We start from the raw sequence: 24,671 nt of genomic DNA, 5'->3' as shown, positions 1-24,671 counted from the left end.
ACTTGTAAAGTCTATATGCTATGATTAAGAAAACACTTTATTTTGGGAATCCGGTCTATTTGTCTTTAAAAAATGCCCAGTTGGTGATTAAATTGCCGGAGGTGGTGAAGAACAGTGCTTTACCCGAAGGGTTCAAACGAATGTCCGAAGTGACTAAGCCAATAGAAGATATTGGAGTAGTGGTGTTGGACAATAAGCAGATAACCATTACTTCGGGAGTATTGGAAGCTTTGCTTGAGAATAATTGTGCAGTCATAACCTGCGATTCTAAAAGTATGCCGGTTGGTTTAATGCTTCCTTTGTATGGGAATACTACACAAAATGAAAGGTTTCGTCATCAACTTGGTGCGTCTCTACCATTGATGAAACAACTTTGGCAGCAAACAATAAAAGCCAAAATAGAGAATCAGACGGTAGTATTGCATGAATGTGCTGGAGAAGAAATAAAGTGTATGAAGGTGTGGGCTGCAGATGTAAAGAGTGGAGATTCTGATAATTTGGAGGCTCGTGCAGCTGCTTATTATTGGAAGAATTTGTTTAAAATAGAAGGCTTTACAAGGGATAGAGAAGGTATTCCTCCTAATAATTTGTTAAATTATGGGTATGCTATTTTGAGGGCAGTTGTTGCTCGTGCTTTGGTGACAAGTGGGCTTCTACCTACTTTGGGAATACATCATCATAATCGTTATAATGCTTATTGTCTGGCAGATGATATAATGGAACCTTATCGCCCTTATGTGGATAGGTTGGTATATGATATATTCAAGGAAGCAGAACCGAATTGTGTTGAATTGACGAGAGAATTGAAAGCGAGGTTACTGACAATTCCTACATTAGAGACTGTTATTTCGGGAAAACGTAGTCCGTTGATGGTAGCTGTTGGGCAGACTACGGCTTCTCTGTATAAATGTTTCAGTGGTGAGTTGCGTAAAATATCCTATCCAGAGATGTGATGGACCGGTTTAGTGAATATCGCATTATGTGGGTATTAGTGTTGTTTGATTTGCCTACCGAAACCAAGAAGGATAAAAAGGCGTATGCGGAATTTAGAAAAAATCTGCAAAAGGATGGATTTACGATGTTCCAGTTCTCTATATATGTCCGTCATTGTGCGAGTTGTGAGAATGCGGAGGTACATATAAAAAGAGTTAAATCTTTCTTACCGGACTATGGAAGTGTCGGAATTATGTGCATTACGGACAAGCAATTTGGAAATATAGCACTTTTTTATGGGAAAAAGACTGTGGATGTGAATACGCCTGGACAACAATTAGAATTATTCTAAAAAAATCCCGCGCAATGGCGGGATTTTTTCAGAAGCAGCATTCTTTTTTTATATTCTAATACTATGTGTAATCGTTTGAATATTAGATTGTTACTTGTAATCAGCTGTTTCCAATGGTTCAAAGATACTAAAATGAAAGCAAATCACAACCCCGTACTCAGCCTGTTGAGACCTCTGCTTGCTGTTTCCAATGGTTCAAAGATACTAAAATGAAAGCAAATCACAACTCCAAGGGTCACAATCTAAACCACTACATCGCTGTTTCCAATGGTTCAAAGATACTAAAATGAAAGCAAATCACAACCAAAAGTTGGTCTGTATCCCAAGTAGAATGCTGTTTCCAATGGTTCAAAGATACTAAAATGAAAGCAAATCACAACTATGAATTGGACGGCAACACGTCCGGGGTTGCTGTTTCCAATGGTTCAAAGATACTAAAATGAAAGCAAATCACAACTGGATTGCGTAAAGTTTAAATGACATGAAAGCTGTTTCCAATGGTTCAAAGATACTAAAATGAAAGCAAATCACAACTTCTGAGCGCACGGTATCCGTTCAACTGACCGCTGTTTCCAATGGTTCAAAGATACTAAAATGAAAGCAAATCACAACGGAGTAACGGCTTCGATGACTGTATATGCGCTGTTTCCAATGGTTCAAAGATACTAAAATGAAAGCAAATCACAACTGCCGGGTTCATTTCTCCACTTACAATAGTGCTGTTTCCAATGGTTCAAAGATACTAAAATGAAAGCAAATCACAACAGCCGCTTCCCTCCTTAATTTCTTCCTCAAGCTGTTTCCAATGGTTCAAAGATACTAAAATGAAAGCAAATCACAACACATTGGTAAAATGCCTGTGCCAACGACAAGCTGTTTCCAATGGTTCAAAGATACTAAAATGAAAGCAAATCACAACCGTATGCGCTTGTTTCGGATATATGGATAAGCTGTTTCCAATGGTTCAAAGATACTAAAATGAAAGCAAATCACAACGGGGTGCGACAAACAAAGGTATCACCATAGGCTGTTTCCAATGGTTCAAAGATACTAAAATGAAAGCAAATCACAACTTTCCGTACACGTCTATGTATGCAAATTCGCTGTTTCCAATGGTTCAAAGATACTAAAATGAAAGCAAATCACAACAACGTTAAAGTAACGATATTCGTTTCATAAGCTGTTTCCAATGGTTCAAAGATACTAAAATGAAAGCAAATCACAACAGTTTGATATATACAAATTGCAAAGGTTAAGCTGTTTCCAATGGTTCAAAGATACTAAAATGAAAGCAAATCACAACTGATTCCCGGCAATGTATATATGGGTTCCAGCTGTTTCCAATGGTTCAAAGATACTAAAATGAAAGCAAATCACAACAGAAGGCAGTTCGAATGCCTGTCCGAAGATGCTGTTTCCAATGGTTCAAAGATACTAAAATGAAAGCAAATCACAACTATTGTTTCAATTTCACGTATATTCCTATCGCTGTTTCCAATGGGTCAAAGATACTAAAATGAAAGCAGATCACAACGTGTGTGTGCGTGTCTGTGTGTGTATTTGTTTTCCAAAAATAGTGAATCTTAATAAGAATCTCTCTGATTTCGCTACTATTTGGTATCTTTACACACTTTTCTTTATACATGAGTACTGACTATAAATAAATCATATTGTGGAAATGATCCAACGCATCCGCCTCCTCCTTTCCGAAATGAACCGGGGAGTATACGAAAAAGAAACCGAAATAAACCTCTCCCTGCTGGCAGCCCTGGCAGGTGAGAGCATCCTGCTCCTGGGGCCTCCGGGAGTAGCCAAGTCAATGGTAGCCAGGCGGCTAAAGTCTGCTTTTACAGATGCCCGTGCCTTCGAATACTTGATGTCCCGATTCTCTACACCCGACGAGATATTCGGTCCCGTCAGCATCAGCCGGCTGAAAGAATCCGATAAGTACGAACGTGCCATCGACGGCTATCTGCCCACAGCCGACGTCGTGTTTCTGGATGAAATATGGAAAGCAGGCCCTGCCATACAGAACACTCTGCTGACCGTCATCAACGAGAAACTTTTCCGCAACGGCGACAAGGAACTGCATCTCCCCCTCAAACTGCTCGTAGCTGCCAGCAACGAACTGCCTGCCCAAGGCGAGGGACTGGAAGCCCTATGGGACCGCTTCCTCATCCGCATTCTCTGCACCTGCGTCAAGCAGGAAGAGTCTTTCTACAAAATGCTGCTGGACGATTCTGCTGACCATCCGGAAACGACTGCCTGCGAATGGCAAATCTCCGACCGCGAGTATGCCGAATGGCAAGCAGAGATACGCCGCGTAACCTTGCCTCTCGATGTTCTTTCCTGCATCACAGCCATTCGCCACGGACTGACAAGCGTAGAGATGCAAGACTCCGACCTGCGCCGCAATGTCTATGTCAGCGATCGCCGCTGGAAGAACATCGTGAAGCTGCTCAAGACCTCCGCCTTCGTCCACGGCCGCACGGAAGTCTCCATGACCGACTTGCTTCCCGTCTACCACTGCCTATGGAGTGAGCCTGATGAGAGCGTTGCCATCCGTGACATTGTTATCCGTGCCTTATTCGTGTCCCACACAAAACAGATTGCCGGTATCGCCTCCTCGCTGAAATCCGATTTGAAAGTCAGCCGTGTGCGCGAAGCCCTCGACAAAGCCCGCCTTGCCGGCGACCGTAGGGACGATGACCTGCAGATAACGGACCACTTCTACTACCAGGTGGAGAAACATGGTACGGGCAACACCTACATCTTTATCGTGGACTACAAAAATCTGAAGGAGTATAGCACCAAAGATGCCCCCACCTTGGGTATAATGTATGCCGACCCCCTCAATCCCAAGCGTACAATCATCCGTGCCTTTGCCGACACCGGCGCCGTGAAAGAGGAAGGCACCGAACGCGTCACCCTCTACCGCGACGACAAGCATCTCTACATCAACGGTGTGTGCTTCCCCATGCGGCGTCTGCAACGGGGCGAGGAGCAACAACTCTGGCTGGGAAACCTCTCCGTCACCGACCGTGATTACGAGACGGAACTGGATACCGCCGCCACCAGCATAGACCGGCTGGTAAGAGATTTGTCCGCCAACCTTTTCGTCTCCGAAGAGGATAAAAAGAGCGTAGCTCAATACGTCTCCATCGTCCGCAAGGAGATAGCCTGGGCGCGTGTGGACATGCGCAAACTGAGATATGGAGACGAATAATCCTCCAGTAACCAAGAAGAAGATGAACACCACCGCCACCCGATATGACACCGCCTTCTATGTGCAGGCACTGGACCGTTTTGTAGCCACCGGAGAGTGTGCTGAGACGGATACCGAGCCCTTGTATGCCTATCTGCTCTCCGTGATGAACGACTCCATGGTCAAGGTGCAGGTGCTGGGCAATGAGGTCTGTGCACGTATCTTTTACGACACCATGATTCAGTTTATCCACTTGAATTTGGAGAAGGAGAGGTACAACCTCCGGAAAAGCCAGTCGGAACGAAATGAGATGAAACTCGTGCTGGAGTGGTCCATGGCAAAGCGGAAAGACGGCTGGCAAGCCTTGCTTCAGCAGATTTCCGACAAATACCGGGAGTACGGCTTCGACTCCCGCTTCTATCGCAGCCACTTCGGTACCGAAGGAGGATATGCGGACGATGAAGTCTGGGAGAAAATGGTGGACGACTGGGAAGACGCCTTCCAGCTGAAGATGCACGAAGAAAAGGAGAAAGAGATTGCTTTCCGCAAAGATGCCCTCGAGCGCAGGCTCCGTTCCAATCTGAAAGACATCCCCGAGTACATCCGCCAGAACCGCGTGGATAAGGACGAATTCTTCCAGACCTGGGGCATGATGAGCGGCTTGTGGAATACCGTCGACTTTGAGCGTATACGGAAAATCGTGCGCATCCAGCGCTCCTGCCCCGAGATAGTGAAAGTGACCCACAAGATGGGGCGTATGGCAGACAACGAAGGACGTGAGCAAATCCGCGTTGCCGAGGGAAACGTCTACAAAATGGAGCACTCCTCCAAATGTGACATCCTGGGCATCAGCACCGGCAACGACCTCAATGCTCTGCTTCCCATTGAGCTTGCCCATTCCGCCGACAGTGAACTGGAAGATTTGTTCGTCTACAAATACCTTACTCGCAAGCTCCAGACCTTCCGTTATAAATCGGAAATCATGCAGCCTGCCCGGCGTATCGAAACCAAGCCCGCCCGTCCCAAAGGTCCGATGATTGTCTGTCTGGACACCTCGGGAAGCATGGCTGGCAAGCCGGAGAAGATTGCTCACTCTCTGCTGATAAAGCTCCTGGAGATAGCCGACCGTCAACGGCGGAACTGCTTTCTGATAGCCTTTTCCGTCTCCATCCATCCGATTGATGTAAGGAAAGAGCGGGCAAGGCTGCTCGAATTCTTCTCAAAGACAGCTTGCGGGGATACAGATGCCACCTGCATGCTGGAAGCCACGTTCCGCCTGCTCAAAGAAGGCAAGGAGTATATGAATGCCGATGTGCTTTGGGTCAGCGACTTCAAGATTCCTCATTCTTCACCTGCCTTTATGGAGGAGATTCGCCGTTGTCGGGAAGCCGGTACACACTTCTACGGTCTGCAGATTGGCATCACGGACAATGAGTGGGCACCATTCTTCGACCATATCTATCGGGCGGAGTATACTCCTTCGCGACAGTATTAAAAGTTGATATTTACGCCTCCCATCACCGTGGCTTTCGGCATGGGGAAGCCTGCATTGATTTCATAGCGTTGTGCCAGCAGGTTTTCGCCCTTGACAAAGACGTCGGCAAAACTGCACAGACGGTAGTTGGCACGCAGGTTCCAGAGTACGAAGCTTTCCTGCTTCTCCTTACCCGGGGTGACCGAGGTATGGAGACCCTTCACGTATTGTATACCGGTAGATAGGCCCCAACGTCCTTGCGTAAAGTCCGCACCGGCATAGAGTTTGTGCTCGGGAGCTGCCAGTACCGGATTCTCCATGTGCAGCCAGCTATAATTGGCATTCATCTGCCAGTGTCGGTTGATGCGGTAGCCAAGGTTGGTTTCCACGCCCCAGTTCTCTATCTCTCCGGAGTTGACGTTCTTGCGCAGGGCAGGGTCTGTCATGATGATGTTGTCCCCGTTGATGTAGTAGAGGTTCACCCCATAGGACATGGCCCCTCCCAAAAGCTGCCCCGTAAAGGAGAGTTCATAGTTCATCAGGCTCTCCGCTTTCAAATCGGGGTTCTGTGGAGGGAACATGTACATCTCCCGGATGGTGGGGTTACGGAATCCTTTGCTCACCATTGCTTTCAGTTCCGCCTGCCGGGGCAGATGGAAAGCCAGTCCCCCTTGGGGAATCCATTCCGTGCCTACGTGCGAATGGTGGTCTATGCGGACACCGGCGTCCAGTGAAAGCCATCTGTTGATGTCCTGCCTGAAATCCACATAGCCTGCAAATTCATCCATCTGCTTGTCCACACCGGGGATATGGTCGCCAATCTGCTGTCCGGGTTTTGCCTCGTCGATGGCGACAACCTTGTTCCAGGACTCTCCGCCGAAGTGCTGGTAATCGAAACCTACGGTCAGGCGGTTGCCGGTGAAGAGCGTGGCACTTTGATACCAGGATATGCCCAGCATCCGGTCTTTGGAGTTGAAGTGCGACTTCTGGGGCTCTCCTCCGGGGTGGTAGCCGTCATTAATCTTGTGCCGGCCCCAGTTGTAGAAGAAGCTCACGGCGCCGGAAGTGCGGTCGTAACGATTTTCCAGTGCGAAGGAGGTCATGCCGCGTGTGATGCGCGAGTCGTTGTCTATATACGGATTGTCGGCTTCGCCGGGATTGGAGGCGTTGAAGCGGGTGATGTTCACGTCGCCCCACAGCTTCCAGGTGTCGCTGAAGTCGTATCCCAGTTTGGCATAGCCGCCATACTGCTCAAATTCCATATCGTCACGGTGTCCGTCGGTACGGTTGTACGAGCCGGTCACCACGCTGCTGAAACGCCCTTTCCTTACGCGGTTGGAGACTTCCGTCTGCAGGGTGTTGTAGGAACCGTATCCTATCTGCGCATTGGTTTTCACCCCGTCCTCCTGCATCTTGCGGGTGACGATGTTGATAACCCCGCCCATTGCATTGGACCCATAGAGGACGGAGGCGGGACCGCGCAGCACTTCCACCCGTTCGGCCATCATGCTCTGGTAGGCGTCGGCGATGGGATGCCCCATCAGGCCCATGTATTGCGGATGTCCGTCTATCAGCACCAGCAGGCTGGTCGTAGGTCCTCCGGCTGCGTTTACTCCGGCGCCTATACCGCGCAGGCTCATGCCTCCTGCGGCTCCCGTGGATACGCCGTAGCCCATGATGCCGCGGCTTGTGGTGAAAAGTCCGGGCACCTGCTCGGTCAGTGTAGGCAGGATGGAGGGCTGGTAGGTCTGTTCCAGTTGCCGACGACCCACTACGGAGATGGTCATTGGCAGGTGGCGGATGTCTGTTTCATTTCTTGTCCCGGTCACCACGACTTCATCAAGCTTGTAGCTTTTCAGCCGGAGGCTGTCGGCAGGTGCGGACAGCATACTACCCGGAAGGGCGATACTTATTAAAATTGCGATTAAAATCTTTTTATTCATCGTTTATCTATGGTTCTTTTTGCAAAGTTATACAAAAAGAAGAATCTGTATATGATTGGTAATCCTTAAAATGGACAACCAGGGTTGAAGGTAAGTCCGTTAAAGGGTTTCCTGCTTCAGCGCTTCCACAAATCGGTCTATCTCCTGCAGTTTCGCCGGGATGTCGATGCCTTGCGGACAGTGCGGGTTGCATTGGCCGCAACCGGTGCAGCGGTTGGCTTGGCGGAGACGGGGAACACTGCGGTCATAGCCTATCAGGAAGGCGCGGCGTGCCTCGCGGTAATTCTCGTCTTGGCTGTTCTGCGGCACGTTGCCCTCGTTGATGCAGCGGTTGTAGTGCAGCAGGATGGCTGGAATATCCAGCCCATAGGGGCACGGCATACAGTATTTGCAGTCGTTGCACGGCACGGTGGGGTATTGCAGCATTCGCTGGGCGGTATCTTCCAGCAGGGTAAACTCCTCTTCCGTACATGGAACAAGCGGGGAGAAGGTACGCAGGTTGTCTTGCAGATGCTCCATGTACGTCATTCCGCTCAGTACGGTCAGCACATCGGGGAAAGTACCTGCAAATCGGAAGGCCCAGGAAGCCACGCTCTCCTGCGGGCGGCGTTGTTTCAGACGTGCCATCAAGTGGTCGTTCAGGCGGGATAGGCGTCCGCCCAGCAGCGGCTCCATGATGACGGCCGGGATGTTTCGCTTCACCAGTTCGGCGTACGGATATTCGGCGTCCGTGTTGCGGGTATTCACTTCTTTGGCATGCCGCCAGTCTACGTAGTTCAGCTGGATTTGTACGAAGTCCCATTTCAGTTCGTCGTGGCGGGAGAGCAGGTAGTCGAAGACTTCGATGTCTCCATGATAGGAGAATCCGAGGTTGCGGATGCGTCCGGCTTCGCGCTCTTTCAGCAGGAAGTCCAGCATGCCGTTGTCCAGATAGCGGGAACGGAGGGCTTCCATGCCGCCCATGCCGATGCCGTGCAGCAGGAGGTAGTCGATGTAGTCCACTTGCAGGTCGCGGAAGGAGCGGTGATACATGGCAAGGGACTCTTCGCGGCTGTGCGTGCTGGGACTGAAGTTGGACAGCTTTGTGGCAAGGAAGAATTTCTCCCGTGGATGGCGTTTCAAGGCAATGCCCGTGGCGCGCTCCGACAGACCTTGCACATAGGCGGGGGAGGTGTCGAAATAGTTCACTCCGTGGGCAATGGCATAGTCTATCAGGTCGTTCACGGCTTCCTGGTCTATTTCGTCTCCATTCCCGTCGGTGCGTTTGCGGGTGGGCCATCGCATGCATCCGTATCCTAGCAGGGAAACCTGGTCGCCCGTGTTGGGATTGGTACGGTAGGTCATCTTGTCGGTTGGTATCTCGCCCAGCGCGGCCGATTCGCTCTCCCCGTTGTTCTTGTTGCCCGAACAGCCGTACAGGGCTGCTGCCGAGGCAAGCGTTCCTGCACCGGCGAGCTTGAAGAAATCGCGGCGGTTTATCTTGTTCTTGTCTTCTTTCATTGTGATAGGACTGAAATTATAAATGGATATTTGGGTGATAAAGCTGCTTTAGACAGTTCTGTGCATCACATGGCCTTCCACATAAATGGCACTGAACGGACGCGACGGACAAAGGTTCTCGCATGCTCCGCATCCGGTGCAGCGTTCGGCGTTGACTACCGGTATCTTGATGGAGGCTTCGTCTTCCGGGTCTGAAGGAACCATCTGTATGGCACCGGCCGGACAATGGCGGGCACAGTTCCCACATTCCATCTTGTCTGTGATGCAGATGCAATTCTCCTTAATCCATACGGCATGACCGATTTGGATGGCCGATTTCTCGGCGAGGCTCGTCAGATGGATGGCATCGGTAGGACACACCTCCGCACACTTGGCGCATTCGGGGCGGCAGTAACCGCGTTCGTAAGACATTTCCGGCTGCATCAGTTTTGTCAAGTCCGAAGAAGGACGGAGCACTTGGTTGGGGCATACCGATACGCAGAGCTGGCAGGCTGTGCAGTGTTGTGCAAAGTGGCGGGCGCTCAGTGAGCCCGGGGGAGTGATGGGAGTGGCGCGCTCGGGGATTTTTTTGTCCTCGATGACAGCCAGTCCACCGTCCACTTTCTTTTCTTGTGCCTTGAGGGCTGCCGTAGCAGCAAACACGGCGGTTGTAGAGAGAAATGCGCGGCGGGCGTCGTTTACCTGCTCCGGTGCCACGGAGGTTTCCTGAGAGACTGCAGCGGAGGCCGGCTTGCGGCGTGTGTAAGTGATGGCACCTTTCCTGCACTTGCTGATACAGTCCATACATGCCACGCAACGGCTGTAATCTATTTCGTGTGCCTTGATGTTGATGCACGATGCCTTGCAGTTACGGGCACAAAGTCCACAACTGTTGCACTTCTTTGTGTCAATTACCGGTTTCAGCAAGGAATACTTCGAGAGGAAGCCAAGCACTGTACCTACCGGACAGATGGTGTTACAATAGGTACGTCCGCCTCGCCATGCCAGCACGATGAGGACCACCAGAGTGACCGTGGCAATCAGCAGGGTAGGGAGACTCTTCATCCATACATCCGTTTCATAGAAGGCATAGCTGTCAGCACGTTCGGCCAGGTAGGCCAGTCCGTTGTTTGCCCATTGGTAGAGCGGGGAGAAAAGGCTGGAAACGATGCGCCCGTATGAGCTGTAAGGGGCCAGTAGCACGACAAAAGAGTTCAGTCCGCCGATAATGGCAAGTACGAATACTCCCAGCACACCGTAGCGTAGCCATTTCAGTACAGGCGAATAGCGGAAACGGTTCTTCTTCCGTTTGGCGGAGAGCCAGGAAACAATATCCTGGAATACTCCTAACGGGCAGATGACGGAGCAGTAGATGCGTCCGAATACCAAGGTCAGCACTGCAAGAAACAGTACTACACCGATGTTCAGTGCCAGCACGGCCGGCAGGAATTGTATTTTCGCCATCCATCCGAACCAGGCATGCAGTGTTCCCGTGAAGTCGAGGAACAACAGCGTGATGAATGCAAAGAAGATGACGGCAAGGGTCAGTCTGATGGTACGTAGCATAAATGTTTAGTATTCGTTCTTTATACTTTTTTCCCCATCTCGTAGGCTTCGTGCATGGAAGGCTTGTCGTTTATCTCGCCTACCTTCCAGGCACCCACGCCATAAATGGTGCCGCATTCTTTGGGCTCTTCCAGGCAGTCGAGGAAGCCACGGAAACCATCAATGGTACGTTCCATCATGGGGACACTTTCTTCGGCGGCGGCGATGATGAAGTAGAACTCCTTGTTCTTTATTTCAAGGTAGCGTGCACAACAACGGTCAATCAGTGTCTTCATCTGCGCGCTCATGGTGTAGAAGTATACGGGAGTTGCCATGACGATGACGTCGGCGGCAATCATCTTTTCCACCACTTCGGCGGCATCGTCCTTTTGCGGGCAGGGTTTGCCGTACATGCTGCATACGCTGCATCCCGTGCAGTAGTTGATGTGCTTGTCTTTCAGGAAAATCTTTTCTACTTGATGTCCGGCTTCTGCGGCACCGCGCATGAATTCGTTGCACAAGAGGTCGGAGTTTCCATTCCTGCGGGGACTGGAGGAGAGGATTAATACTTTTTTGCTCATATTCGTTGTTCGTTAGTTAGTAAATGATTACGTGCTACAAAAATAGGCCGGTTTTATGAGAACGGCAGTATACAAATTACGGTTGTTGTTACCTAAATTACTGATTCATTCCAAAAGTATCTCCCGTTCGATGCCGGTGTCTTTCAGAAATTCCCGGTCGTGGCTGATGGCAATTACGGTGCCGGCGTAGTTGCGTATCGTTGCCGTTATTATTTCTATGCTCTCGATGTCCAGATTGTTGGTGGGTTCGTCCAAAATGAACATGTCCGGGGTGTTGTCGGCAATCATCAGGCAGCAGAAGGAAAGACGCATCTTTTCGCCGCCACTCAGTTTGCTGCACGGCTTGTTCCACACGTCGCGGGGAAAGAGATAGCGGTTGAGGATGGTTTTCACTTCATGTTCCGGCAGGTGGCGGTGGTTGAAGGCTTCTGCTTGTTGGAGTACGCTGCGCTCATTACGGACGAGGGAGTATTCCTGGTCCAGATAGACGGAGGTGAAGCCGGCACGCTCCATCACTCCGTCGGTGGGGTGCAATTCGCCCATGATGAGTTTCAGCAGGGTTGTTTTTCCACTGCCGTTTTTTCCTTTCAAGCTGAGGCGGTCGCCGCTTCTTAGCTGGAAGGTGAGGGAGGAAGACCAGAGCTCCTTTACTGCCTCCGGACGGGTTGTCTCCATAGGAGAAGCCGCGAGGCTGGGATAATGAAAGTTGACGTCCTTTGCCTTGACTAGAACCTTCCCCACATGCAGATGAGAGGCATTGAAGTCTGTTTTCAGTTTGTCTGTCTGTGGCAGTGAACTTTTGATACCTGACATTTCTGCCTGCAATTTTTCCGTTTTCTCCGTATGAATGCTGCTGAGTCTGCTGCTGCTGTTTTCCGCATTGTTTTTCAGTGCTCCCATCATGATGCGGGGAATCCCCTTTTTAATGGAGTTTTTTTCTCCCCGCACATTCTGTTTGGCCTTCCGTTCTTCTACTTCGCGTGCCACTTTGCGTGCAAGGCGCAGGGCTTTCTGCTTCTCTTCCAGTTGTTGGGTGAGGGCGTTTTGTTGCAGGGTCTTCTGTTTTTTGTAGAAGTCGTAGTTTCCGCTGTAATACGTCAATCCCTGGGAGGAGAGTTCGCAGATGGCAGGCAACTGATTCAGTAGCGTGCGGTCGTGACTGATGACGAGCACGGTAGCCGATGTCCGTCGTATCAAGTTATACAGACGTTCCCGTCCATCCGCGTCCAGATAGTTGGTCGGTTCGTCCAGCAGGATGGCTGTTGGGTTGTGCAACTCCATGCCTGCCAGGAAGATGCGGGTCTTTTCGCCGCCGCTAAGTCCTTCCATCGGACGGGAGAGTGGGATACCGTCCAGTCCCCAGCTGTCGAGAGAAGTCTGGGCGCGTTCTTCCACGTTCCAGTCATCATTGAGCGTATTGAAGTGCTTTTCGGTAGCGTCACCGCTTAGGATGGCATGCAGGGCAGATAGCTTGTGGCTGATTCCCAAAGCTTGTGCTATTGTCTGCCGGTCGTATTGTCCGAAGTGCTGGGGTACGTAGTACAGATGTTCGGGGCGTAGCACCGTTCCCGAACTTGGAGACAAGTCTCCTACCAAAATACGCATGAGGGTAGACTTGCCGCAACCGTTATTTCCGGTCAGGGCTATTTTATCTCCGGAGTTGATACTCAAGTGGAGGTGTGAAAACAAGATTTCCTTATCTGCATGGATATAGCTAAGGTCTTTAATGATAAAGCTCATAAGTTTCTACTGTGTTTTTAGAAGTAAGAATGATAGGGGAGATGCAAGCATTCCCCGAAATTGAAATTCTCGAAGGGGAGGGGTACAGACAAACACAGTATTGGCTAAACATCTATATAGGTGATGCTCAGCGTTCAGTCTGAAAAAGCATGTTGATAGTGATGTTTACCGGAATGTGTTGTCTTTAGTCGGATATTCTCATCGGTGGAATTAATTGGTTAGTGGGCGCAAAGGTAATGATTTCCACTGAATAACAAAGGCTTTTTGCGATATTAATATCGTGTCGGCAAGAAGTTAATATCGTGTTTGCAAGAAATTAACTTCCTGCAGACACGATGTTAATACTTTATTGGTTCTGTTACTTCATGGCCGAAGCATCGAACGAGAGTGGCAGTAATTCTCCCACATTCTTCAGCTCGTAGATTCCCTTTTTGCCATACAGCAACACCCGCATTGGCTGCTTGAAGCGCTTCTCCGTTTCGAGCATCACTTGCCGGCAGGCGCCGCAGGGCGGGATGGGAGACTCCAGGAACTCGTCGTGCTCGTTGCGTGCAGCAATGGCGAGGGTGGTTACTGCCTGGTCGGGATGTTGGGAGTTGGCATAGAATAGGGTGGTGCGTTCTGCACACAGCCCGGAAGGATAGGCGGCGTTTTCCTGGTTGGTGCCGGTCACTACAATACCGTTTGCCAGTCTGGCTGCAGCTCCTACCGAGAAGTGGGAGTAAGGGGCATAGCTGCGGTTGGTAGCCTCGCGGGCGGCATCCATCAGTTCGCGGTCGGCGGCATCCAGTTCTTCATAGTCGTATATCTTGACGGCGATTTCGATATTTAATTCTTTCATAAGGCAAAGGGTTATATTGTAATTAATGTTACAAAGATAGAAAAGAGATTGGTTATTTCAATTCTTTTACGGACTTTTGTGCAGAACTCAACATTTTAAGCATGAAACGGATTTTCAGACTGACTGCTATCATAGCATTTCTTTTTATTTCCATTACAACAGTGCAGGCACAACGCCGGAATGCCCGCTACAATGAGTATATCAAACAGTATGCCCCCCTTGCCGTGGAGCAGATGCAGCGTCATAAGATACCTGCCAGCATCACGCTGGCCCAAGGGCTGTTGGAGAGCGGTGCCGGATACAGCGCGCTGGCGCGCAAGAGCAACAACCACTTCGGCATCAAGTGCGGAGGCAACTGGCGCGGACGGACAGTGAGGCATGATGACGATGCCCGCAATGAATGTTTCCGCGCTTATCGCAATCCGAAAGACTCTTATGAAGACCATTCCGATTTCTTGAAAAGGGGAGCACGTTATGCTTTTCTTTTCAAACTGAAGATTACGGACTATAAGGGTTGGGCGCGCGGCTTGAAGAAGGCTGGCTATGCTACCGACCCGTCGTATGCCAACCGACTGATAACCATTATCGAGGATTATGAACTGTATAAGTACGACAGCCGTGGCATGAGCAAGCGCGATGCCCGCAGCTGGGAGAAGGAACTGAAAAAGAAGCCTTGGCTGGCCAATCCGCATCAGGTGTACATTGCCAACGATATAGCTTATGTAGTGGCACGCGACGGAGACACCTTCCAGGTGTTGGGCAAGGAGTTTGACATCAGCTGGAAGAAGCTGGTGAAATACAACGACCTCCATAAAGAATATACACTGGAGGCGGGAGACATCATCTACTTGAAAGAAAAGCGTAAGAAAGCCGCTAAACCCCATACTGTCTACATTGTGAAGGATGGTGATTCCATGCACTCCATTTCCCAAAAGTACGGCATTCGTCTGAAGAACCTTTATAAGATGAATCGCAAGGATGCGGAATACGTGCCGGAGATTGGCGACCGTTTGAGATTAAGATAAAGAATCTATCCGAAAATGTACAGGGTGTCCGAAAACGGACACCCTTCTTTTTTGTCTTTTCGCTTACTTTCAGTGGGTTATGATTTTGGCATGAATTTAGTATATATTAAGCGTTATGTTCGCAAACAATAAAATTTAAAGATATGGATAGAGAAATTCCGAAAGAAGTGCGTAATAAAGAACGCAATAAGAAAATTATCCGCTACGGTGCTATCGGCGTGGCAGGTATCGTAGTGGTCAGTGTACTCATTTCATTGATGCGTGCGGGAGTGAAAGAGAAAGATCTTGTGTTCTCCAAAGTAGGCAAGGGCACGATTGAAGTCAGTGTCAGCGCCTCCGGCAAGGTGGTTCCGGCATTCGAGGAAATTATCAACTCGCCCATCAATACCCGCATTTTGGAGGTGTACAGAAAAGGTGGCGATAGTGTGGATGTCGGTACTCCTATCCTGAAACTGGACTTACAGAGTGCCGAAACCGACTACAAGAAGATGCTGGACGAAGAGCAGATGCGCAGCTACAAGCTAAAGCAGCTGAAACTTGACAACCAAACCAAGCTGACCGACCTTCAGATGAAAATCAAAGTCTCCGCCATGAAGCTTGACCGCATGAAGGTGGAGCTGCGCAACGAGCAGTACCTCGATAGCCTCGGTTCCGGCACCACTGACAAAGTGCGCCAAGCAGAACTGAGCTACAACGTTGCACAACTGGAATACGAGCAATTACAGCAGCAGTATGCCAACGAGAAGGAAGTGTTGGCTGCGGAATACCAAGTGCAGGAATTGGATTTCAGCATGTTCCAGAAGACACTGGCCGAAACCAAACGTACGCTCGATGACGCGCAGGTGCGTTCGCCCCGGAAGGCCATCCTTACTTATATCAACAATCAGATTGGAGCTCAGGTTCCTGAAGGGACCCAGATTGCCGTCATCTCCGACTTGAGCCACTTCAAGGTGGAAGGCGAGATTGCCGATACTTACGGTGACCGTGTGGCTGCCGGCGGCAAGGCCATTGTGAAGATTGGCAGCGAAAAGTTGGAAGGTTCCGTAAGCAGTGTTACTCCGCTTTCAAAGAATGGTGTAATATCCTTTACCGTGCAGTTGAATGAAGATAATAACCGCCGTCTCCGTTCCGGTCTGAAGACAGATGTGTACGTGATGAATGCGGTGAAGGAAGACGTGATGCGCATAGCCAATGCCAGCTATTATGTGGGACGTGGGGAGTATGAACTTTTTGTACGCAATTCCGATAAGGAAATCGTAAAGCGCAAGGTGCAGTTGGGCGATTCCAACTTTGAGTTTGTAGAAGTGGTCAGTGGCTTGCAACCGGGTGATGAAGTGGTGGTGAGTGATATGAGTAACTATAAGAACAAGAATAAGTTGAAATTGAAATGATAAAGTCTTACTTAAATAAGTCTGGGAACTGTTGAAGCAGAACAAACTGTGGCGCGCAGTATCAGTCGCATTCCACCTACGGAAGCCCTGCGTGACGGATAGATGAAAACGGACAAGGTGTTCATTTTCGGACACCTTACTGCATGTATAAATAGCAGATAATCAATAATAAACGATTTTGGTACAACTTTTGACCTCTTGAAGCAGAAATTGTGCGGAATAGAAACAGAACAGAATAATAACAATTAAATACTTACCATTATGATTAAGTTAACTGGCATCAACAAGATTTATCGTACAAACGAGATTGAAACCGTGGCATTGGAAAATGTAAACCTCGAAGTGAACAAGGGAGAATTTCTCAGTATCATGGGACCTTCCGGTTGCGGAAAATCTACGTTGCTGAACATTATGGGTTTACTGGATGCACCCACCAGCGGTACCATCGAAATAGCCGGTACGAAAGTGGACGGCATGAAGGACAAGGAGCTGGCTGCTTTCCGTAACCAGAAGCTGGGTTTTGTGTTTCAGTCTTTCCATCTGATTAACTCGCTGAATGTATTGGATAATGTGGAGCTGCCTTTGCTGTATAGAAAGGTGTCTGCCAAAGAACGCCGTCGTCTGGCGGAAGAGGTGTTGAAGAAGGTCGGTTTGAGCCACCGCATGCGCCACATGCCTACACAGCTCTCCGGTGGACAGTGCCAGCGTGTAGCCATTGCCCGCGCCATCATCGGCAATCCGGAGATAATCCTCGCCGATGAGCCTACCGGTAATTTGGACTCCAAAATGGGTGCCGAAGTCATGGAGCTGTTGCATCAGCTGAACAAGGAAGACGGACGTACCATTGTGATGGTGACTCACAATGAAGAGCAGGCCAAACAGACCTCGCGTACCATCCGCTTCTTCGACGGACGTCAGGTGGAATAATTACTGCTTAGAAACTATCAACTATTAATTATCAACTATCAATAAATGAAATGCAAACCGTAAGACAAGCTTTTACTATCTTGAAGCAGAATCCGCTGCTGAGTACAATTTCCATACTGGGTACGGCGTTTGCCATTACCATGATTATGGCTATTGTGATTATTTGGCAAACGAAGTATGCCGATTTGGAACCGGAAGTGAACCGTAGCCGGTGCCTTTACTTTTCTGCCATGCATATAAGCAGCAAGACAGAGGAGGGGGTACAAAACTATAATACTCCTTCACCGGCATTTATGAAAGAATGTATACAGCCGTTATCCGAAGTGGAAGCTTGTACTGCTTTTGTTCCGGCCAGTGCCGCTTTGGTGTCTCTTACAGATGGTAGCAACCGGGTAAAGGTGGATGCTATGCAGACCGATCAGGGCTTTTGGAAGGTATTCAGCCTGCAGTTCATGGCAGGACACGGTTTTGGCGAAGAGGATCGTGCAGGAGGTACAAAGGCTGTTGTGGTTTGTGCTTCTGTGGCACGGAAACTGTTTGGTACGACAGATGCGGTGGGACAGCAGTTATTGTTGAACCGCGAACCGGCGCGTGTGATAGGAGTGGTAAAGGATGTTTCTGTCACCGCAAAGGATGCTTACGCACAAGTATGGAGTATGTATCCGGCCGATAAGTTGGAAGTGACTTCGGTATGGAGTTATGGTGGTAGTGTTCATATTGCTGTGCTGGCACGTACATCCGACGATTTTCCGGCTATCAGTCAAGGTATTGCCAAACGGATAGAGGCTGTCAATGCAGGATTGGGAGATATGCAGATAGACATCATGGAGCAACCGGATGACATCGTGGCGCATGTGAACCATGTATGGGCTAACGTAGGACCGGATGTGACGATGCTATACCTGCAATATGCCATTGCATTGTTCATCATTCTGTTGGTGCCGTCGCTCAATTTGTGCGGGCTGAGTAACAGCCGGATGCAGCAGCGTACCTCGGAGCTTGGGGTACGTAAGGCCTTCGGAGGAACGCGCGGTGTACTGATACGCCAAATTCTGAATGAGAACCTGGTACTGACACTGCTTGGTGGTGTGGTAGGATTATTGTTCAGCTACGTAGCTGTATGGGGAATGCGTACCTGGCTTTTTACCAATAGCCAGAATGTCGGTACAGCCGGTGACTTTAGCTTGAGCATGGAGGCATTGTTCAGTCCCTGGGTATTTCTGCTGGCTTTTGCTTTCTGCGTGGTCATCAATACGCTTAGTGCCGGACTGCCTGCATGGATGGCAGCAAGACGGACAATTGTAGATTCACTGAACGATAAATAAAACAAGAAGTATTATGAAATTCATTTTACACAACTTACGCATGATATGGGCACGCCTGAGCAATAGTGGGTGGGTCTTGGCCGAACTTTTTTTGGTATTCATCGTGATGTGGTTTCTTTGCGACTCTCTGGGATGTATGAAATATACTTTCTATCGTCCGTTGGGATATGATATCGACCATGTTTATCGTCTTACTACGGTTCAGGGAGGCGAGAGTCGTGATACTGCATTGCTCGATGCCGACAAGTATCTGAATATCCTGAAAAGGCTGGAACAAGAACCGACTGTAGAGGCCGCTTCATTGAGTTATTGGAGTTTGCCTATGAGTGGCGCAAATAGTTATAACTCGCTGGCTGTACAAGATACCATCGGGCAGAACGGGCGTATGATTTATGCTACCGGTGGATATACCCGGGTTTTCCATATGCAGGAGGAACAAGGACGGACTTTTGCCGCTTTGCCTATCGGCATCAATAATGTGATGTTGAGTCAGGCTATTGCCGATGCCTTCAAGGAACGGCTACCGGAATTTTCACTCAACACACCGATGAAATGGCGTGGAGATACTGTGAATACTGTTACTCAAGGTGGCATTGTCGGCAGTTTCCGCGATTACCGCTATGGTAATGACGCTCATTGGATTTTTATGCGCCTGGGCGAGCAACTTATGCGTGAGGAATTCGGTAGTCAGCAGGCACAGATAGTTTTCCGTGTAAAGCCTGCAGCCGACGGACCGGACTATCGGGAACAATTTCTCCGCGAGATAGCACCGAGGCTGGATACGGACAATATATTTGTTGCCGATGCGGAACCTTACACGCAAATGCAGGCACAGTTTGAAGTGATGTATGGAGATACGGACAAAGTGAATAGTCAGACAATAGTGGTATTGTTCCTTTTGGGTAATGTCTTTTTGGGGCTGATAGGCACTTTCTGGGTTCGTACGCGCCGTCGTCGCTCGGAAATAGCCTTACGGTTGGCGATGGGTAGTACCAAGCATCAGGTTTTTTCCCTTCTTATGGGGGAGGGGTTACTGCTGTTGGCGTTGGTTACTTTGCCTGCTATGCTGGTATGTTACAACGTAGGTGTCGGCGAATTCACCATTGGACGTACTGCATTGATTGCGACCTGGCCGGTAGAGTGGAGCATGATACGTTTCCTGATAGGCTCATTAGGTGCTTGGCTGTTGATAGCACTGATGGTGATGATGGGTATTTGGTATCCGGCCCGGCAAGCCATGAAGATAGAGCCGGCAGAGGCGTTACATGAAGAATAAGAAAATAATATCAACGATAAAAAAGAACGTATCATCTGTTTGTATCGCACACATCACTTGTTTGGGGCAAATATATCATCCGTTCGTACTAAATATATTATCTGTTTTTTGAGTAAGTAATCATCGTAATAAATAAGCAAGAATATGAAGACAAATATTATAGGTGTTATCATCGCATTGGCATTGGCATTTGCAGGCGTAATTTGTGCATGGGGACAAGATAACAAAGTGAGTGAAGTACGTAAGGTGGAGGCATTCTCATCCATCAGGATAACTTCTGTGGGTACGGTTTATTTCACACAGAGCGACAGTTACTCCCTACAGATTGAAGGACGGGAGAAGTACGTGAAGAATACGGAGAGCACAGTGAAGGATGGTCATCTCACCATCGGCTTCAAGGATAAGAAGGTGCGCAACCAAAATGACGGTGTTACCATCCGTCTCTCGGCTCCGGACTTAAAGATGGTGGAATTTATCGGTGTGGGTGAATTCAACTGTGAGGAACCCTTGAAGCTGGATAAGCTGGAGTTTGAAGTGAAAGGCGTGGGTGATGTACATGTGAAGGATTTGACTTGCCGTGACCTGAGGGTGGCTTTACGTGGTGTGGGCAGTGCCGACATCCATGTAGTTTGCGATTATCTCTCTGCCAAAGTAGGTGGAGTCGGTGAAATTACTTTGAGTGGAACTGCCGGGCATGCTGACATTTCTAAAAGAGGCATAGGCGAGGTAAATACTGATAATTTGAAAATAGGCCGTTGAGATGATAAAGCAATTTTTCACACAAGCTTGGGCACAGTTGCGGCAGCAACCGATGATTAGTGCCGTCACCATAGCCGGTACGGCACTTGCCATCTTCCTCATCATGCTGGTGGTGATGATGCAGCAGGTGAAGGTGGCCCCGTTTGCCCCTGAAAGTAACCGTGACCGCTTTCTGCACGCCCATTATATGAGCATTACCAACAAGAGTTGGGGCGATGGAACCAGCAACGGACCGATGGGTATAAAGACGGCGCTCGAGTGCTTTAAATCGCTGAAGACACCGGAAGCGGTAACGATTTATACCTGCATGGTGGTTTCTACCCCCGTGAATCTGCCGGGACAACCTGCAACGGGTATCGATTTGTTGCAGACAGATGATACCTTTTGGCATGTATTCGATTTTTCGTTTGTTGCAGGAAAGGCCTATGACCGGGCTACGTTCGACGCCGGACTGCCCGTGGCAGTGATTACGGAAAGTGTGGCGCGCCGGCTATTCCAGACAACGGAGGCCGTGGGCCGTGAATTCCTCTTGAACCATGCTCCTTATACAGTGGCCGGCGTAGTGAAGGATGTTTCTACTTTAGCCAACACAGCTTACGCGCAGGTATGGGTACCCTATACCTCTACTGAGATAACGAAGGATACCTGGAGCGACGAACACATGGGGATGATGAGCGTCACCATCCTGGCAAAAAGCCGCGAAGATTTTCCAGCCATCCGCGAGGAAACGGAGCGCCGCCGTCAGGAGTACAACACGATAATCGGTGAGAACGGTTATTCGTTGATTTACCGCAACCGTCCCTACGACCAGGAGAAGAGTGCCGCGGGCATGGCTGCCAACATCGAACCGGACGTGGACCAGGCGCGCAGACAGCGCCTCATTATCTTCATCATCCTACTGATTGTTCCTGCCATCAACCTCAGCTCGATGACACAGAGCCGTTTGCGCCAGCGTGTGGCTGAGATCGGTGTACGCCGGGCATTCGGTTCAACAAGACTGGAACTGATGAGGCAAATCATTGCAGAGAATTTGGTGGTGACACTGTTGGCAGGGATTCTGGGATTGTTACTGAGCGTCGTGTTTGCTTATTTGGGAAATACCCTGCTGTTTGCCCAGGAATTCAGCCAGACGCTGAGCCCTCCCGCCGTGGATGCAAGTATATTGCTGCATGGCTCTACTTTTGGCTGGGCACTGCTGTTCTGCTTTGTGCTGAACTTATTGAGTTCCGGTATTCCCGCATGGCGTGCATCGAGGGTAGGCATTGTAAATGCATTGGGTGGACGCTTGCATAAATAATCCCGTGTCACTAAACATTAATCGCTGAAGAAAATGACTAAGAAACTTCTTATACAGATAAAGAATGAATGGCTCTCAAACCTATGGTTGGTGCTGGAGCTGCTGGTGGTGAGCGTAGTGATGTGGTACGTGGTGGACTATCTCTATACTCGCGCCGCTACCTACCTGGAGCCGAAAGGCTTTGATATCGAGCATTGTTACCTCATCGAGTTGGGTGAACTGACACCCAAAAGCCCCGACTACATAGCCGGGCATACCTCTCAGCAGACCCACGATGACATAGCCAAGTTGCTGGAGCGTCTGCGCCACCGGCCAGAGATAGAGGCGGTGAGCCTTTCACAGAATTCGTACCCTTACAATGGAAGCAATTCAAGCGCTGAAGTGAGCTACGATACGTTGCGTTCTCCCGGTTGGACTATCCGGAGGTTGGTGACACCGGATTTTCCCCGTGTATTTCGCTATCGGGGCACGCGTGGCGAGACACCCGAACAATTGGCTGAAATGTTGGAACGCGGAGATTTCATGGCTTCGGACAACCTTTTTAGTAAGTATGACCGTAGGATGACCGACTTTGTGGGCCAGCGGTTCCATCTCTTTGGGGACACAACGAAGACCTACCGGCTGGGTGCCGCATTGCAAGATGTACGCTATCACGATTACGACCAGGCACGAAGCTCATATTCCATGATGGTGAAGCAGAATTTCTACTATGTCGGTCTCGAACTTTGTGTCCGTGTCCGTGAAGGGCAGGACAATGACTTCATTGAGAGGTTGAAGGCAGACAGTGAGAGCCAGTTTCGCGTAGGAAACATCTTCATTTCGGAGATACGTTCTTTCAAGGACATCCGCCGCAACTTCCAGCAGGCATGGACCAATGATATCCGTAACTATGTGATGGGTATGGGATTCCTGCTGCTGAACATCTTCCTCGGCTTGCTCGGAACATTCTGGTTCCGTACGCAGCAACGCCGTTCGGAAATAGCGCTGCACAAAGCGCATGGAGCGACAGACCGTGCCATCTTCATCCGGCTGCTTAGTGAAGGGATATTATTGTTGGCAATTGTCACTCCTGTTGCATTGCTCATCGACTATAATCTGGCGAATCTGGAATTGAACTCCTGGAGGAACGGTACGACATTGGAGTGGGGCCGTCTGCTGCTCTGTGCCGCGATCAGCTTTGTGTTGATAGCCCTCATGATTATTATCGGCATCGGCATCCCCGCCCGCAAGGCGATGAAGGTACAGCCCGCCGAAGCTCTGCACGACGAATAATTTAATTTTCAATTTTTAATTATTTATGATACGTCTCTACTTTCAGCAAGCCTTCTACCATTTGCGGGAGAATCCCATTATCACTTGGGTGTCCGTGATAGGTACCGCTCTTGCCATTTGCATGATTATGGTGCTTGTCATCACCCTGCAAGTACGTATGGTAGATTGTGAGCCGGAGATAAACCGCTCGCGTTCGCTTTATGTTTCTACCATGGCAGTAAGGTATAAAGGAACTGACCATGGGGCATATGGGCACATGTCTGTACAGACGGGTAAGGGATGTTTTAAACAGCTTTCTACGGCAGAGGCCGTCACGCTTATATCTTTACCGGAAAAAGTGCGTGTGTCGTTGCTCGCTGGAGCAAAGCTGACAGCGGATATGGTGCAGACGGACGAACAGTTCTGGCACATCTTCCGTTTCCGTTTTTTGAGTGGTAAAGGTTTCAGCAAGGCAGACAGCGATGCCGGAATACCTTGTGCCGTTATCTCGGCTACCGTGGCGCGTCGGTTGTTCGGCACTACGGAGGTAACGGGGCAGACATTGCAACTGAATCATGTGGATTACCGGGTTTCAGGTGTCGTGGCCGATGTTTCCATGCTTGCCACTTCAGCATACGGGCAAGTGTGGGTACCTTATAATTCGACCGATGCTGCTGGTTTTGCCTGGTGGGAAAATACGATGGGGCAGATGAAGGCTGTGATATTAGCACATTCGTCGGCCGATTTTCCGGCTATTCGTGAAGAGGCGGAGAGATTGCGCCTTGCGTATAACGCCGGTCTATCCGAAGCGGAAACCTTTTATCGTGACCAACCCGATGGGGTGTTTGCCAATCTGTATCGTAAATGGGACCATTTGCCGGATATGAAGGGGATTGTTTTGCGTTACGCGCTTGTCATCACCATCTTGCTACTGGTGCCTGCCATCAACCTTTCTTCCATGACCCTCTCGCGGATGCGGAAGCGTATGAGTGAAATCGGGGTACGCAAAGCTTTCGGCGCTACGGGTAGTGAACTGGTAAGACAGGTGTTTTTCGAAAACCTGCTGCTCTCTCTGTTGGCGGGTATGCTGGGGCTGGCTTTGAGTTACGGTGCTACTTTTTTATTGAACGGCTTCCTCTTTGGCAATAGCGCCAATGCCTATTTAAATGGAGACACTTCACTGACACCTGGCATGTTACTTTCTCCATGGGCTTTTCTGTCGGCTTTCGGTTTCTGTTTGCTGATGAATTTGCTTTCAGCCGGTATCCCGGCATGGAGGGCTTCGAGGATGAATATAGTGGATGCAATCAATCAGAGGGGGGAATGA

Annotated in this window: 19 protein-coding genes and 1 CRISPR repeat array; of the genes, 13 read left to right on the top strand and 6 right to left on the bottom strand. The window is 49.5% G+C overall.

All coding sequences use genetic code 11. From position 1 onward, the window contains the following. Nucleotides 1-20: 20 nt before the first annotated feature. From cas1 to JXR92_RS14455, 4 genes are all read left to right on the top strand, one after another. Entirely contained in the window at nt 21-953 is a 933-nt protein-coding gene (gene cas1, locus JXR92_RS14470) for a type II CRISPR-associated endonuclease Cas1 (RefSeq protein WP_005832238.1), read from the top strand. Then, on the top strand, nt 953-1,285 hold the full coding sequence (cas2, locus tag JXR92_RS14465; protein WP_005832235.1) for a CRISPR-associated endonuclease Cas2: 333 nt from the start codon (nt 953-955) through the stop codon (nt 1,283-1,285). The genes cas1 and cas2 overlap by 1 nt, the downstream gene beginning before the upstream one ends. A 103-nt stretch (nt 1,286-1,388) precedes the next feature. Continuing rightward, nucleotides 1,389-2,819: a CRISPR direct-repeat array (repeat unit 47 nt; unit sequence GCTGTTTCCAATGGTTCAAAGATACTAAAATGAAAGCAAATCACAAC). A 138-nt stretch (nt 2,820-2,957) separates the two neighbouring features. After that, nucleotides 2,958-4,511 carry an AAA family ATPase gene (locus JXR92_RS14460; protein WP_138346010.1) on the top strand — a complete coding sequence of 518 codons (1,554 nt, stop codon included), beginning with the start codon at nt 2,958-2,960 and terminating at the stop codon, nt 4,509-4,511. Nucleotides 4,512-4,533: 22 nt separating this feature from the next. Continuing rightward, nucleotides 4,534-5,985 carry a vWA domain-containing protein gene (locus JXR92_RS14455; protein ID WP_138346052.1) on the top strand — a complete coding sequence of 484 codons (1,452 nt, stop codon included), beginning with the start codon at nt 4,534-4,536 and terminating at the stop codon, nt 5,983-5,985. Here the strand turns inward: JXR92_RS14455 and JXR92_RS14450 are convergent. The 6 genes from JXR92_RS14450 to cdd form a co-directional block, all read right to left on the bottom strand. Beyond that, the gene (locus JXR92_RS14450) at nt 5,982-7,853 is read right to left on the bottom strand and encodes a TonB-dependent receptor (protein ID WP_373152902.1); all 1,872 of its coding nucleotides are present in this window, start codon (nt 7,851-7,853) and stop codon (nt 5,982-5,984) included. The two genes, JXR92_RS14455 and JXR92_RS14450, sit on opposite strands and share 4 nt — an antisense overlap. A 153-nt stretch (nt 7,854-8,006) precedes the next feature. Beyond that, nucleotides 8,007-9,407, bottom strand: coding sequence for an aldo/keto reductase (locus JXR92_RS14445; protein ID WP_206897518.1), 1,401 nt, complete (start codon nt 9,405-9,407; stop codon nt 8,007-8,009). Nucleotides 9,408-9,455: 48 nt separating this feature from the next. After that, entirely contained in the window at nt 9,456-10,952 is a 1,497-nt protein-coding gene (locus JXR92_RS14440; protein ID WP_117601252.1) for a 4Fe-4S binding protein, read from the bottom strand. Nucleotides 10,953-10,972: 20 nt separating this feature from the next. Further along, nucleotides 10,973-11,512 carry a flavodoxin family protein gene (locus tag JXR92_RS14435; RefSeq protein ID WP_087333058.1) on the bottom strand — a complete coding sequence of 180 codons (540 nt, stop codon included), beginning with the start codon at nt 11,510-11,512 and terminating at the stop codon, nt 10,973-10,975. Nucleotides 11,513-11,617: 105 nt separating this feature from the next. Continuing rightward, the gene (locus JXR92_RS14430; RefSeq protein WP_117601251.1) at nt 11,618-13,252 is read right to left on the bottom strand and encodes an ABC-F family ATP-binding cassette domain-containing protein; all 1,635 of its coding nucleotides are present in this window, start codon (nt 13,250-13,252) and stop codon (nt 11,618-11,620) included. Nucleotides 13,253-13,610: 358 nt separating this feature from the next. Further along, a complete protein-coding gene (gene cdd, locus JXR92_RS14425; RefSeq protein ID WP_005837423.1) occupies nt 13,611-14,093 on the bottom strand; it encodes a cytidine deaminase in 483 nt (160 codons plus the stop codon). 101 nt (nt 14,094-14,194) lie between these two features. Here cdd and JXR92_RS14420 point away from each other — a divergent pair, with 101 nt between their 5' ends. The 9 genes from JXR92_RS14420 to JXR92_RS14380 all read left to right on the top strand — a co-directional run bounded on the left by JXR92_RS14420 (nt 14,195) and on the right by JXR92_RS14380 (nt 24,671). Further along, a complete protein-coding gene (locus tag JXR92_RS14420) occupies nt 14,195-15,118 on the top strand; it encodes a glucosaminidase domain-containing protein (protein WP_016274394.1) in 924 nt (307 codons plus the stop codon). 143 nt (nt 15,119-15,261) lie between these two features. Next, a complete protein-coding gene (locus JXR92_RS14415; protein WP_117601250.1) occupies nt 15,262-16,509 on the top strand; it encodes an efflux RND transporter periplasmic adaptor subunit in 1,248 nt (415 codons plus the stop codon). 261 nt (nt 16,510-16,770) lie between these two features. Then, entirely contained in the window at nt 16,771-17,436 is a 666-nt protein-coding gene (locus JXR92_RS14410) for an ABC transporter ATP-binding protein (RefSeq protein WP_117601249.1), read from the top strand. Nucleotides 17,437-17,486: 50 nt separating this feature from the next. Then, nucleotides 17,487-18,761, top strand: coding sequence for an ABC transporter permease (locus tag JXR92_RS14405; RefSeq protein ID WP_117601248.1), 1,275 nt, complete (start codon nt 17,487-17,489; stop codon nt 18,759-18,761). A gap of 13 nt (nt 18,762-18,774) precedes the next feature. Further along, a complete protein-coding gene (locus JXR92_RS14400) occupies nt 18,775-20,037 on the top strand; it encodes an ABC transporter permease (protein WP_117601247.1) in 1,263 nt (420 codons plus the stop codon). A gap of 144 nt (nt 20,038-20,181) precedes the next feature. Then, entirely contained in the window at nt 20,182-20,796 is a 615-nt protein-coding gene (locus JXR92_RS14395) for a GIN domain-containing protein (RefSeq protein WP_138346004.1), read from the top strand. 1 nt (nt 20,797) lies between these two features. Further along, entirely contained in the window at nt 20,798-22,093 is a 1,296-nt protein-coding gene (locus JXR92_RS14390; protein WP_117601245.1) for an ABC transporter permease, read from the top strand. 33 nt (nt 22,094-22,126) lie between these two features. Beyond that, nucleotides 22,127-23,365 (top strand): ABC transporter permease, encoded by a 1,239-nt coding sequence (locus JXR92_RS14385; RefSeq protein WP_117601244.1) that lies wholly within the window; start codon nt 22,127-22,129, stop codon nt 23,363-23,365. Nucleotides 23,366-23,390: 25 nt separating this feature from the next. Then, complete coding sequence (locus JXR92_RS14380; protein WP_117601243.1) at nt 23,391-24,671, top strand: ABC transporter permease; 1,281 nt, start codon at nt 23,391-23,393, stop codon at nt 24,669-24,671.

The sequence above is a fragment of the Bacteroides parvus genome, from assembly GCF_017309675.2.
Taxonomy (GTDB): Bacteria; Bacteroidota; Bacteroidia; order Bacteroidales; family Bacteroidaceae; genus Bacteroides; species Bacteroides uniformis.
The sequence above is the reverse complement of the archived record's forward strand: the minus strand, read 5'-3'. Positions and strand labels throughout refer to the sequence as shown.